Genomic DNA, 12,603 nt, shown 5'->3' on the forward strand with positions numbered 1-12,603 from the left:
TGAAATGCATTTTATGGAATTTCCGCTGATTTAGCCAGTGCGGAAAACTTTGCTACGTTTAACTAAGGTGCGCAACATGGAAATGAGCTATGACCAAATATCGTCTCAGCGATGAGTCTCGATCCTTTAGTTACCAGGATAATGGCAATAAAAAAAGCGTATTACTACGCCAAATCATTGCGCTCACTGATTTTAATGATGTCCAGGCCAGCACGCCCGGTGGCTGGATCGACAATGAAAGCGTGCTGTCACAAAGCGGTGATTGCTGGATTTACGATGAAAACGCGCTCGCATTTTCCGGCGCGACGATTACAGGAAACGCCCGCATTACTCAGGCAAGCGTGGTCAGAGATGGCGCGCAAATTAGCGATGACGTGTGGATTGACCGGGCTGAAATCAGTCATAACGCGCAAATACGTGACAACGTCACCATTCAGGATTCTGTGGTTCGCGGCGAGTGCCTTGTCTTTGGTGATGCGCGCGTGGTGTGTGACTCTGAAATCATCGCCGCCAGGGGGCTAACCCGTGAAAACGACCAGCTCCTGCAAATTTATGATCGGGCTTTTGTCAGCCACTCACGAGTGGTGCATCAGGCGCAGATCTATGGCGATGCGAAAATCAACTATGCCTTTATTGAACATCGGGCGGAAGTTTTTGATTTCGCACAGGTGGAAGGTAATGAAGAGAACAATGTCTGGATTTGCGATTGCGCCAAAGTCTATGGATATGCGCGCGTCATCGCCGGGAGCGAAGAAGATGCCATACCTACCCTACGCTACAGTTCGCAGGTGGCGGAGCACGCGGTAGTTGAAGGTAACTGCGTGCTGAAACACCACGTGCTGGTCGGCGGTCATGCGCAATTACGCGGTGGACCGCTCCAGTTAGACGACCACATCCTGATTGAAGGCCACGTCTGCGTGCTGGGCGAAGTGCTGATCGAGCATCACATTGAGATAGCCGGTCAGGCGCATATCCAAGCGTTTGATGGCGATACCATTCACCTACGCGGACCGAAAGTGATTAACGGTGAACAGCGCATTACGCGCACGCCTATCGCAGGTTTATTCTGAAGAGCCATCAATGATGCGGGCGTAGAGATTCACATCATAGTAATCACCATTAAGGAATTCCGCCTGTTGCATACATCCTTCCAGTTGGAAGCCATTACGCAGCGCCACCTGATTGCTCTCAACGTTTTCTACGCGACATTTAATCACGAAGCGGCGAATCTCCTGACGCTGCGCATAATGATGAATTAAGGACTGTAGCGCCTGGGACATGATGCCTTTACCCTGATGCTCCTCATCCAGCCAGTAGCCGATATAAGCCGCTTTGTTCAGCGGTTCTATCTGGTTAAACGAGATAACCCCGACCACATTTTCTTGCGCAAAAATCAGGAACATTTTGGCGTAACCGCGCTGGTGCAACATCATATTGCCCTGCACATTCTTGCGGGTGTCCTCCTCAGACGCAACAAACTGCGGCCAGTTAAGCGACTGCTGGAGCCAGCTTTTATTTTTAAGCACCAACTGATGCAGAGGCGTGACGTGTTGCTCTTCTACGGCACGCAGTTCCAGCGTGTCATTGATGGTAATCACTTCTGACATTTTCATTCCATTATGATGGTTAAGCAGGCCACCCTGCTCATCAAATAAAAACAGGAAGGGCTCCCTTTTGGAAGCCCTTTTACACAGCAAGCGCCGTTTTACTTAGCTCTCACTGACACTCTCTTTTTGCAATATTTTGAGCAGATCTTCCTTCAGGTGGAGTTTCTGTTTCTTAAGGCGAACAATGTCCAAACTATACCCCCGACCATCCGAACCTTCCAGTCTGGAGATCTCATGATCAAGGCTGTTGTGTTTTTCGAATAAGGACAGAAAGCGAGGGTTCTCGGATTTCAGTCGGGAAATAAGGTCTCTGTATTCTGGAAACATACTTTCTCCCTGTTAGTGGAAAAGAACGTGTATAAGAAATACACACCTCCAGAGTACCCACTTGACTTACAGAAAAATGCGAACGGGATCGAGTAAATAGTGTACAGAATGGTTGTGAAGAGGATTACAGATACGGCTCCCCATTCGGAGAGCCGTAAAGGGAGTGATTAACGCATCTCGCGGTCGTCAACGTACTGACGTTTATCCGGCGCTGGCGGGAAGTACTGATACAGCCAGGTTTCACTGATGGCGTCGCCCTGACAACGCAGGAACATACGCATATCTACCGGATCGGTTGAGTCAGAGGTCGGATACCAGTCAAACTGAATGCGATAACCGTCGATAGGTTCCACGTAAAGGATCTCAATCTGTTTCGCTTCACCGCTGGAGAGCGTAATCACCGGTTCAATACCCTTCGGCGCGGCGGCTTTTAGATCGCCACCGACGAAATCAACAGCAAAACGTCGCGCCCATTTTTCCGGGTAGTGCTCGCCCGGCGCCCATCCTTCCGGGAAGCCGCCCATGCCTGTTCGGGTCGCCATCACGCGAGCCAGCGGTGAACGCACCGGCGGCTGAGCGCTCCAGTACAGGCGATATTTGAATTCCAGATCATCGCCCGCTTTGATCGACCTTTCAGGCTGCCAGAAGCAGACGACGTTATCCAGCGTTTCGCCGGTCGTCGGGATCTCCATCAGGCCGATAGTCCCCTTGCCCCACTGGTTACGCGGTTCGACCCACAGGCTCGGACGCTTGTTGTACCAGCCCATGATATCCTGGTAATGGGAGAAGTCGCGATCGAGCTGCAGCAAGCCAAACCCTTTCGGGTTGTTATCGGTATAGGCGTTGAACTGCAGTTTTTGCGGGTTATTCAGCGGGCGGCAGATCCACTCGCCATTGCCCCGCCACATCGCCAGACGGTCGGAATCATGAATTTGCGGGTGAATGGTGTCACACATCCGACGTTCGTTGTTGCCGCAGCTAAACATGCTGGTCATCGGTGCAATACCGAGCTGCTTGATGTCTTTGCGCGCATAGATGTGGTTTTGTACATCCATGATCACCTGCGTTTTCTCGCAGTGGATCACGAACTTAAATGCACCGGTTACGCTGGGGCTGTCGAGAAGCGCATACACGGTAAAGGAGGTTGCGCCCGGTTTGACCGTTTCGAACCAGAAAGAGGTGAAATCAGGAAACTCTTCTTTGCTGTCGGTGTAGGTATCTACCGCCAGACCGCGGGCCGATAAACCGTACTGATAGGTGTCATCCACGGCGCGGAAATAGCTGGCGCCCAGGAAAGAAACGATATCGCGACGGGCTAATTCTGGCGCTTTAAACACGCGGAACCCGGCGAACCCGAGGTCAGTCTGCCCTTCCAGCTGTTTGGTATCCACGCCCGCATCATTGTATTTAAACAGTTCCGGGCGGAAGTGGATTTCGCGCGCCATATGCGTGCTGCCATCAACCGAGAACATGCGTACGCGGCGACGAAAGCCCATCCCCACGTGGAAGAACTGCGCATCAAGCTGACGATTTTCAACATTGTTCCACAGAGACTGCTCTGCGTCATATTGAATGCTGTTGTAGGCCTGAGGCGTCAGTTTGGCCAGCGTGTCAGGTAACGCGCGCGGTGCGCCGCCCCAGGGCTTCTGTGCTAAGTCATGGGCCATCGATTGCAGAACGGAAAAATCAAAACGTACGGTTTTTCCGTCTGCAATGTCAGACTCTGCCGCAAAGGCGGCGCTGGAAAAGAGTGATGCAATACCACTGGTTCCGCACACGGCGGCCATTGCCATTGAACCTTTAATAAATCGTCTGCGATTCATGCCTGAAAGTGAGTCCTTCTGGTCGTGTAAATGGTCCCGCGCCGGCCATAATCAGCGGCAAGAGAGTGCACATTTCTGACCGCTCACTCTAGACAAAATTCATTAATAATCCAATTGTTGGTCGCCGATTATCTGTACAAAATCGAAAATATTTTATGTCGATGGGAACAGACCGAATCCCATGTAAATTCAATTAAAGTAAACCACACCGCCGTTTACTGCGATCTTGCGCCTCCTGATACAACGCAAACTCATCATAAACCGCACAACCCAGCGCCTGTTCAAACGCGTCGTGGCTGGAATTACCGTGGCTACGGGCCTGAGTTTCATTCCCCAGATTAGACTGGAAAATCCCCGCGGCGCTCACCGGTAAAAAATCTTCGTAGGTAATGGGCTGAGCAACCAGCCAGCCCCGCTCAATGAGCGGTTGCGGGTCGTCATCCGGGCGAATCGCCTGTCGATGCGCCTCGCCCGACGGCGTCAGCCGGTAGCGGAACCAGGCAAGCCCCTGCTGGCGCAGCAGAAATTCGCTGTCCGGGAATGCTTTGAACACCTCCTGCAAATGCAGCTGATGCGTCAGGTTGTCTTTTCCCGTTCCCGCTTTATTCAGCAATTCGTCGTACAATGCTCTGCCTTTCGGCGTCAGGGCCACGCCGCGCTGTTCGATTTCACCAAAACGCGCCGTGTGAGTGCCACGCATTTCACCGGCAAATAACACCGGCTCTTCCAGCGCTTTAAAACTGGTCTGACGCAATAAAATGGGCACCTCGCGGCGCGGTGGCCCTTCAATCAGTATTTTGGGTTCAATGCCACACTTCGGCATCATCGACTGAACCCGGTCGATATCCAGCGTACGCGGCGTCAGATGGTTGATATGACACCCAGGGAAACACACCACATCAGCAATCAGCCGGTGCTCATTGTGCAATGCGTGATAGGTCGCCTCATCGACCGTGGCATGCTGATGCCAGCGGAAAGTTTCCAGCGCTTCTTGCACAAACTCCTGCGCCTGCTCAGGCGTAAAACTGCCCTGCACATCAAACTCATCCAGCAGTTCGTGACAACGACGGGTGAAAATATCGCGTTTCGCGAGGATCTCCGCGGCTTTTTGCCGTAGCGCGGCGTTTTCGATTAATTCGAGGCGCAATAACGAGGTGAATACCCGAAACGGGTTGCGCGAAAGCGACGCATCGTCAATGGGACGAAACGCGGTGGAATGCACGGGAACACCGGCCTGGGAGAGATCGTAATAACTCACCGGATACATGCCCATAATGGCAAACATCCGGCGTAGCGTAGAAAGCTCCTGCGCAGTGCCCACCCGAATGGCGCCGTGGCGCTCAACGTTTAGCCGGGCCAGCTCATCTGCATTCGCCAGTTTTTCATGCAGCGTAGGATTATTTTCCAGTACCGCCAGATTCACATCAGCGACAAGTTCCAGCAACGTGCCATATTGCGGGACTTCCTGCTGGTACATTGCTGACATTGCCTGCGAAAATTGTTCCCGAATCTCATCTGCCGTGATGGTGTTCGCCATAATGTCATGCCTCCAGTGAATATTACCTGGAGTGTAGAAAACGCCGCTGACTCCGGTGGGAAGAATTTACAAAGTGTGACCCCGCGTAAATTTCCCACCCCTACAGACGCTGAACAGAACCTACTGGCGTGGTTTTAAATGACTTTCCAGCCAGGGCAACATCTGTTTTTTACGGCTGAGCATCCCCTCCACCTTACAGGGTTGCGGGATGTCTGACAGCTCTGGGCCGGCAAACCACAGGCTGGTGTCGCCCAGATTGATATCGGTGAGCATCATTACAACCAGCGCGGCATTCTTTTCCTCTGCATAGCACGCCATTTCCAGACGGAGAGCGTCCAGCACCGCATCCACCTGTTGCAGCGCATACAGTTCAAGCTGCGCCACACAAACAGAATGTCCATGAATGGTGAAGGTTTTAATGTCTTTCTGCAGAAGCTCGCGAGCGCTCATGCCTTCCACGCTTGTTTTAGCAGACAGCAGGTCGCGACTAAACGCCTCGAGATCCACACCGGTTTTTTGGGCCAGGGCCTCCACCGCCAGGCGATCGTCAGAGGTGGTCGTTGGCGAACGAAGCGTGACAGTGTCACTCAATGCGGCACCCAGCAATAAAACGGCCTCAGCGGCAGACAACTGGCTGCGCTCCTCTTCCGTCATCAGTTGCCATAACAGCGTCGCGCTACTGCCGACTGGCTTCACCCACACTTCAGGTGGCAGACGAGTGACTAATCCACCGAGTCGGTGATGATCGATAATTCCCACGACGTTACTTTCTGCCAGCGATGCCGGCCCCTGGGCAGGCTCGGTGAAATCGACCAGCCACACATCACGATCGGTCAGTTCAAACGTCAGCCGTTCGGGCATCGTCAGTCCTGCATGCTCAAAGATAAATTGCGTTTCGCGGTTAGGTTCGCCCAGACGCCATGCCGTCGCCTGCTGGCCACGTAAAGTAAGCCAACGCGCCGTCATGGCGGCGGTACAAATGGCATCGCTATCGGGGTTAAGGTGCCCTATTACATCTATCATTAATCAGTACCTTGTGAAGAGAATGGTTCAAAAGCAAACAATAACGAAAGTATATCGACTGGACGGATTCTCTTCCATGATCCCACCACCCGGTGGCGCTGTACAAAACATAAGCAAAATAAATCAGTTGTAAGTAAAATAGGATAAATGTTAATAATATTTTGCTATCAAGTTATCAAAATCGAACAACTTCACTTGTCACCGATACGACTCTGTTTTTAACATCGCTTATGGAAAAAAATGTTCTGTTCAATCAGCGCATTCGCTTGCGCCACCTTCATACTTTTGTCGCCGTTGCACAGCAGGGAACGTTGGGCCGCGCGGCTGAGACCCTTAACCTGAGCCAACCAGCCCTCTCCAAAACGCTGAATGAACTGGAGCAACTGACCGGTACCCGGCTCTTTGAGCGTGGCCGCCTTGGCGCACAATTAACGCTGCCCGGAGAACAGTTTCTTACCCACGCAGTCAGAGTGCTGGATGCGCTCAACACCGCCGGACAAGCCTTAAACCAGCGCGAAGAGTCACAGACGGATGTTGTACGGATTGGCGCCTTACCCACCGCGGCCCTGGGCATTCTGCCGGCGGTCATTGGCCCGTTCCATAAGCAGCAAATGGAGACCACGCTGCAGGTTGCCACCATGAGCAATCCCATGATCCTGGCGGGTTTAAAGTCAGGGGAAATTGATCTCGGCATTGGCCGTATGGCCGATCCGGAATTGATGGTTGGTCTGAACTACGAGCTGTTATTTCTGGAATCGCTCAAACTGGTCGTGCGCCCTAACCACCCGTTGTTGCAGGAAACCATCACGCTGAGTCGGGTGATGGAGTGGCCGGTGGTGGTTTCACCAAAAGGAACCGCCCCTCGCCAGCACGCAGAGGCGTTGTTGCAAAGTCAGGGCTGCAAAATGCCGCCGGGCTGTATTGAAACGCTGTCAGCATCGCTCTCCCGCCAACTGACGGTCGATTACGACTATGTGTGGTTTGTCCCTTCAGGCGCGGTTAGAGAAGATTTACGCCAGGCGACGCTGGTGTCGTTGCCGATACCCACCCACGGTGCGGGTGAACCCATCGGTATTCTTACCCGTGTCGATGTGCAGCTCCCTCAGGCCGCGCAGATCCTAATCGCCGCAATACGCAAAACCGTGCCGTTTTGATGCCTAAAATTAAGGGACCATCAGGTCCCTTAATTGATTTTATTGTTAAAACGTTTCCCAGTTATCGCCACTGGCAGTTGCCGCCTGCGGGCGTGAATGGTCAGGCTTTGTCGTCACAGGCGCGCGTTTAATAGCACTTGTCCCTGTTAAACGGAATGTGCCAACAGCTTCCGTTAAGCGCGCCGCCTGCTCTTCCAGCGATGCCGCTGCGGCAGAGGCTTCTTCAACCAGCGAGGCATTTTGCTGCGTTACCTTATCCATTTCTGAAATTGCCTGGCTCACCTGGACGATACCCCGGCTCTGCTCATCAGAGGCCGCCGCAATTTCCAGCATAATGTCGGTGACGCGTTTTACCGCATCGACAATATCCGTCATCGTATTGCCCGCGGCGACCACTTCTCCGGAGCCCTGGTCAATCAGTCGGACTGATTCGCTGATCAATCCTTCAATCTCTTTTGCCGCCTGAGCGCTGCGGCTTGCCAGCGTGCGCACCTCACTGGCAACCACGGCAAATCCTCGGCCCTGCTCTCCTGCCCGCGCCGCTTCAACCGCTGCGTTCAGCGCCAGAATATTGGTCTGGAAAGCAATGCTGTTAATAACGGCTGTGATTTCGGAGATTTTCTTTGAACTCGTTGAGATATTGCCCATGGTTTTGACCACGCCAGAAACCATCTGACCGCCCCGACTGGCCTTACCGGAGGCATCTTCTGCCAGCTTGCTCGCATGATGCGCGTTGTCGGCGTTTTGCTTCACCGTCGCCGTCAACTCTTCCATGCTGGCCGCCGTTTGTTCAATCGCCGCAGCCTGTTGTTCGGTACGTGAAGACAGATCGGTGTTCCCCGCCGAAATCTCACTGGTACCGCGATAAATCTCTTCCGCGCCCTGACGCACCGTGCCTACCGTTGTCCCCAGCGAACGTTGCATTGTTTGCAGATGGCGGCTCAGGCGACCAATTTCGCTGCGCCCGGTCGGTTCCTCCGGCATGGTCAGATCCCCCGCTGAAATTTGCTCAATACGCTGGGCGGCACGCAACAGAGGATGAATGACGGTACGGCGCAGAACAATGAACGTCATCACGGTCAGCGCCAGCGCAAGAACAAATGCGCCCAGCATAAAAGCCATACCAAGCTGTGTACGCTGATGCGCCTGTTCGCTTAACTGATTCGCCCTGGTGGTACGAATGTCGATCGCCTTTAACAGCACCTTGTTGTAAGCAGAGTCCAGCGGTCTGGCCTGTTCATTTTCATGGTTGATGATCGCCTCAAACATGCCGTTTTTAGCGTACTTCAGCATCGGCTGTAAGCCGTCGGTATAGGCTTTGAAGCTGGCGCTCAGTTCAGCGTCTAACGCTTCATCGGCAGACGTTTTTACCGCGCGTGACATATAAGCATTGAAACCGTCCTGCGATTGCTTAATCCGTTTTTCTGCCTCGGCGATATTGGCCTTCATGTCATCCATTTCGGCAATACGGCTCGCCGCGCCGGCGTGGATCATGTTGATACGCGCGGTACGCAAGTGGTTAGAGCTGTTAGATAACCCCATCCTGACCTGAATCTCATCGGTCACGTCGCGCTGATCGCGATCGGCCTGCATAAGAAAATAGCTTGCCAGCCCGGAACTTAAGGCGAACAGCAGAAGGATGCCACCGAGAATGGAGGAAAACAGCGGAACCAGCCGGATTTGATGCAGAAAGCCCAGTTTATGCTGGGCTTGCATCGATGTAGTGTTGTCCATGACCGTCGACTCTCTTGTAGGGTTTATGCGTGAAAACACGCCCGTTAGATAGTCATCGGCAATCCGGGAAGTTTACTTACCGTGAAAAGCGCCGGATTCGTCACACTTTCACAACATAATTCTAAAAAATTCAGGAAAGTGCCAGCGGAGAAATCCGCTGGCCAATGAATCAGTTATCGCCAAAGTGGATAACGGTACGGATGGATTTACCCTGATGCATTAAATCGAACGCGTCGTTAATCTGCTCCAGCGGTAAACGGTGGGTAATAAACGGATCCAACTGAATTTTCCCGCTCATCGCATCTTCAACCATACCAGGAAGCTGAGTACGCCCCTTCACGCCGCCAAACGCGGAACCGCGCCAGACACGCCCGGTAACTAACTGGAACGGACGTGTTTTGATCTCTTGTCCGGCTCCTGCCACGCCAATAATGATGCTTTCGCCCCATCCTTTATGGCAGCATTCCAGCGCCGCGCGCATCACGTTAACGTTACCGATACATTCGAAACTAAAGTCCACGCCGCCATCGGTAAGCTCGACAATCACATCCTGAATCGGTTTGTCGTAATCCTTCGGATTGATGAAATCGGTCGCGCCCATTTCACCTGCCAGCGTAAATTTTTCCGGATTGGTATCTACGGCCAGAATACGCCCGGCTTTCGCCTGCGCCGCGCCCTGAATCACCGCCAGGCCAATGCCGCCCAGACCAAATACGGCGACGGTATCACCTTCTTTCACTTTTGCGGTGTTATGGACCGCTCCGATACCGGTGGTCACGCCACACCCCAGCAGACACACTTTGTCCAGCGGAGCCTGCGGGTTAACCTTCGCCAGAGAGATCTCCGCGCAAACGGTGTATTCGCTGAAGGTGCTGGTGCCCATATAGTGATAAATCGGCTCGCCGTTATACGAGAAACGGGTTGTGCCATCCGGCATCAGACCTTTACCCTGGGTCGCACGTACGGCCTGACACAGGTTAGTTTTACCCGATTTACAGAACTTACACTCGCCACATTCTGCGGTGTATAGCGGGATCACATGATCGCCCGGTTTCAGGCTGGTAACGCCTTCACCCACTTCAACCACAATGCCGCCACCTTCATGGCCGAGCACCGCCGGGAAAACCCCTTCCGGATCGTCGCCTGAGAGCGTAAAAGCATCAGTATGGCACACGCCTGTGTGGGTAATTTTAACCAGCACTTCACCTTTCTTTGGCGGTGCGACATCGATTTCGACAATTTTTAACGGTTGGCCAGGGCCGAATGCAACTGCTGCACGTGATTTCATTTGTCTCTTCCCATTATTGCGAGGTGATGGTGTTATTTTAGATAAGCACGCAGAAGATGGCCGATTTCAGCCATGCGCACGGCACGCTGGTCTGGGGTTGTTTCCCCGCTGACCAGTTCGTCTTTTAGGTGGATCTCAACCATTTCGCCCATCAGGCCATTGGATGCGCCGCGCACGGCGGCAATTTGTTGCAGGATAGCCAAACACGGCTCGCCGGACTCCAGCGCGCGCTCAAGCGCATCAACCTGACCGCGAATACGGCGTACACGGGTGAGAATGCGTTTTTTATCTTCGGGTGAATGCGGCATACGCCCTCCAAATACTATAGGGGGGTATACTATCAGTATTTTTAACTAATTGTAAAATAAATAACTTGTTATTATTTAATACGTTGTACAAACAGCACATTTAGACATATGTGGACATATCACCGTGTAAAGCGGTTTTAGAGCTACAACACCGAGCGCTTTGTCGATGTATTCTGCATCGCTGAACAGTCCGGATTTTTTCTGGAGCAGCGTAACTGGATTGTCACTCGCAAAGAACAGGCAATTGAAAGACTCATGTAATTATGATCAATACGAATACCCCCGACTACAAACCGGGGGTTTCTATTTTTTAATACGCTATATATAATAATTAGTTACTTATTCCGTAACTGCACACTCTGGCACGCGAATTTCCTTAATGAGCCTGGAAAAACTTTTTAACGAACACATTCCCTGACTATTTTTCTCTTCACATGCAATTAATTTTAAATCAACTTTTCCAGCAGGTTTTTCTAATGACAACGGTTGTATATCCCTCATATCTCTCAGCGTCTGATAAACAAATGAAACCTGAACCCAATCCGTATTATCACTGGTTCTTTTCCACTTTTCGAATACAAGCTCCCCACCAGGAGGGGTATTATCGGGTTGACCGGGCAGCGACCAGTTAAGATCTAAAACCCCGCTTAAATTTGCAAGATTGGTATCATGACCAGCAATAAACAACAGAGATACGGGTAATTTTATGCCATACCTGTTTTCTGTTGTACCATTTGTCAATAATGCAGTGTCTATCATATCGAGTAATGGTGTGGCTCTACTACGGGCAACTTCTGGAGTTCTTTGCAAAAGATCAAACTGAGCGTTATGCAGACTTAACAAATCTCTCCATTCTTTTTCCCCCGTAATACGCCCCCAGGCTACCTGTGGCATTCCCTGGGCCTCTTGCAACAGAAATATCTCAGTCAGCGTGGAAGAAAGACTCCAGGCACCAGGTAATGATACATTGTCAGGAGTTACCTTAAGTTCAGACGGTAAAGCCTCTGGTAATGTGCATTTCGTAGACTTTTCTGTAGTCTTACATGTCTCCGATTGTGAGAAATTTAAAACATTTTCCAGGGTCCGAAATGAAGATTGATAGCGTTGGGTATACAGTTCAATATTTCCTCCGGCCCGTTCCAGAATAGCGTTTTTAACCTTCAATGTGTTAAACGAACATTTCCCCATTTTTACCGGATTAAAAAGAGGATCAGTTTTTTCTTCATCCTTCTGATAATGCACTTGAATTTGACATTTTGGTGCTAACCCAGCCAGAAACGCCTCACCCGTTTTACGGGTGCGTTGATCCGTGTCTGCAATAACAGCAACCTGCCCTGGAGATGGGCACGTTTGATTATTCAACAGACCTTTGCTCGTGAACCATAAACGTTGATACTGACCTAATTCAGAAACAAGTTCTCCCCCACGAGGCGTTAGCCATCCTAACGGCACATCCCATTGTGGCCATTGGTCGGGTGTGACATCTTTCATTATTGGAGTGAACTTCGTAGGTGCTCTTACTCCATGACGACTCACTATCACAACCCGCTCAAGTTTCATACCGTTCGGCTCTTCAGCATGTATTGAGAAAGAACCGCATAAGAGAGAAAAAAATAATAAACGAATGATGAATGTACTCATTACCAGCACCACCTTTTCGTAAGTGAAAAACAAACAACTCGTATAAGCCAGTTCGATAACTGGTTCTATCAGATAGAAATAATCCTACTCCTGAGTTCACAACAATCCAACTTTTTGAATATCAACTTTGTCTCTTATCGAAGTATTAAAGGAGCGCTAAT

At 51.4% G+C, this 12,603-nt stretch carries 11 protein-coding genes; 2 read left to right on the plus strand and 9 right to left on the minus strand.

The window, feature by feature from the left end:
- Positions 1-89: 89 nt before the first annotated feature.
- On the plus strand, positions 90-1,070 hold the full coding sequence (ydcK, locus tag OGV75_RS16825) for a YdcK family protein (protein ID WP_286480928.1): 981 nt from the start codon (positions 90-92) through the stop codon (positions 1,068-1,070).
- Here ydcK and rimL read toward each other — a convergent pair.
- From rimL to OGV75_RS16850, 5 genes are all read right to left on the minus strand, one after another.
- Positions 1,062-1,607 (minus strand): 50S ribosomal protein L7/L12-serine acetyltransferase, encoded by a 546-nt coding sequence (gene rimL, locus OGV75_RS16830; RefSeq protein ID WP_286480929.1) that lies wholly within the window; start codon positions 1,605-1,607, stop codon positions 1,062-1,064. The two genes, ydcK and rimL, sit on opposite strands and share 9 nt — an antisense overlap.
- Positions 1,608-1,709: 102 nt before the next feature.
- Entirely contained in the window at positions 1,710-1,934 is a 225-nt protein-coding gene (locus OGV75_RS16835) for an HP1242/YdcH family protein (RefSeq protein WP_003833168.1), read from the minus strand.
- Positions 1,935-2,101: 167 nt separating this feature from the next.
- A complete protein-coding gene (locus OGV75_RS16840; RefSeq protein WP_029139548.1) occupies positions 2,102-3,757 on the minus strand; it encodes a glucan biosynthesis protein D in 1,656 nt (551 codons plus the stop codon).
- 193 nt (positions 3,758-3,950) lie between these two features.
- A complete protein-coding gene (gene hglS, locus OGV75_RS16845) occupies positions 3,951-5,294 on the minus strand; it encodes a 2-oxoadipate dioxygenase/decarboxylase HglS (protein ID WP_286480930.1) in 1,344 nt (447 codons plus the stop codon).
- Positions 5,295-5,414: 120 nt separating this feature from the next.
- Positions 5,415-6,317, minus strand: coding sequence for a manganese-dependent inorganic pyrophosphatase (locus OGV75_RS16850; protein ID WP_286480931.1), 903 nt, complete (start codon positions 6,315-6,317; stop codon positions 5,415-5,417).
- Positions 6,318-6,547: 230 nt separating this feature from the next.
- Here OGV75_RS16850 and OGV75_RS16855 point away from each other — a divergent pair, with 230 nt between their 5' ends.
- Entirely contained in the window at positions 6,548-7,471 is a 924-nt protein-coding gene (locus tag OGV75_RS16855) for a LysR substrate-binding domain-containing protein (RefSeq protein ID WP_286480932.1), read from the plus strand.
- Positions 7,472-7,516: 45 nt separating this feature from the next.
- Here the strand turns inward: OGV75_RS16855 and OGV75_RS16860 are convergent, their stop codons facing one another.
- The 4 genes from OGV75_RS16860 to OGV75_RS16875 all read right to left on the minus strand — a co-directional run bounded on the left by OGV75_RS16860 (position 7,517) and on the right by OGV75_RS16875 (position 12,442).
- Positions 7,517-9,205: a methyl-accepting chemotaxis protein gene (locus OGV75_RS16860; RefSeq protein WP_016156598.1), complete on the minus strand. Its 1,689-nt coding sequence runs from the start codon at positions 9,203-9,205 to the stop codon at positions 7,517-7,519.
- A gap of 169 nt (positions 9,206-9,374) precedes the next feature.
- Positions 9,375-10,493, minus strand: coding sequence for an S-(hydroxymethyl)glutathione dehydrogenase/class III alcohol dehydrogenase (locus tag OGV75_RS16865; protein ID WP_016153173.1), 1,119 nt, complete (start codon positions 10,491-10,493; stop codon positions 9,375-9,377).
- 32 nt (positions 10,494-10,525) lie between these two features.
- Complete coding sequence (locus tag OGV75_RS16870; RefSeq protein WP_003833178.1) at positions 10,526-10,801, minus strand: metal/formaldehyde-sensitive transcriptional repressor; 276 nt, start codon at positions 10,799-10,801, stop codon at positions 10,526-10,528.
- Positions 10,802-11,140: 339 nt separating this feature from the next.
- Positions 11,141-12,442 (minus strand): AppA family phytase/histidine-type acid phosphatase, encoded by a 1,302-nt coding sequence (locus OGV75_RS16875; RefSeq protein WP_286480934.1) that lies wholly within the window; start codon positions 12,440-12,442, stop codon positions 11,141-11,143.
- Between the last annotated feature and the right edge of the window lie 161 nt (positions 12,443-12,603).

Origin of the sequence: Citrobacter sp. Cb028, assembly GCF_030336705.1 — a bacterium.
GTDB lineage: Bacteria > Pseudomonadota > Gammaproteobacteria > Enterobacterales > Enterobacteriaceae > Citrobacter > Citrobacter braakii.

Coding starts and splice junctions, on each gene's coding strand:
- ydcK (WP_286480928.1), top strand. CDS start 90: ATGACCAAATATCGTCTCAGCGATGAGTCTCGATCCTTTAGTTACCAG.
- rimL (WP_286480929.1), bottom strand. CDS start 1,607: ATGTCAGAAGTGATTACCATCAATGACACGCTGGAACTGCGTGCCGTA.
- OGV75_RS16835 (WP_003833168.1), bottom strand. CDS start 1,934: ATGTTTCCAGAATACAGAGACCTTATTTCCCGACTGAAATCCGAGAAC.
- OGV75_RS16840 (WP_029139548.1), bottom strand. CDS start 3,757: ATGAATCGCAGACGATTTATTAAAGGTTCAATGGCAATGGCCGCCGTG.
- hglS (WP_286480930.1), bottom strand. CDS start 5,294: ATGGCGAACACCATCACGGCAGATGAGATTCGGGAACAATTTTCGCAG.
- OGV75_RS16850 (WP_286480931.1), bottom strand. CDS start 6,317: ATGATAGATGTAATAGGGCACCTTAACCCCGATAGCGATGCCATTTGT.
- OGV75_RS16855 (WP_286480932.1), top strand. CDS start 6,548: ATGGAAAAAAATGTTCTGTTCAATCAGCGCATTCGCTTGCGCCACCTT.
- OGV75_RS16860 (WP_016156598.1), bottom strand. CDS start 9,205: ATGGACAACACTACATCGATGCAAGCCCAGCATAAACTGGGCTTTCTG.
- OGV75_RS16865 (WP_016153173.1), bottom strand. CDS start 10,493: ATGAAATCACGTGCAGCAGTTGCATTCGGCCCTGGCCAACCGTTAAAA.
- OGV75_RS16870 (WP_003833178.1), bottom strand. CDS start 10,801: ATGCCGCATTCACCCGAAGATAAAAAACGCATTCTCACCCGTGTACGC.
- OGV75_RS16875 (WP_286480934.1), bottom strand. CDS start 12,442: ATGAGTACATTCATCATTCGTTTATTATTTTTTTCTCTCTTATGCGGT.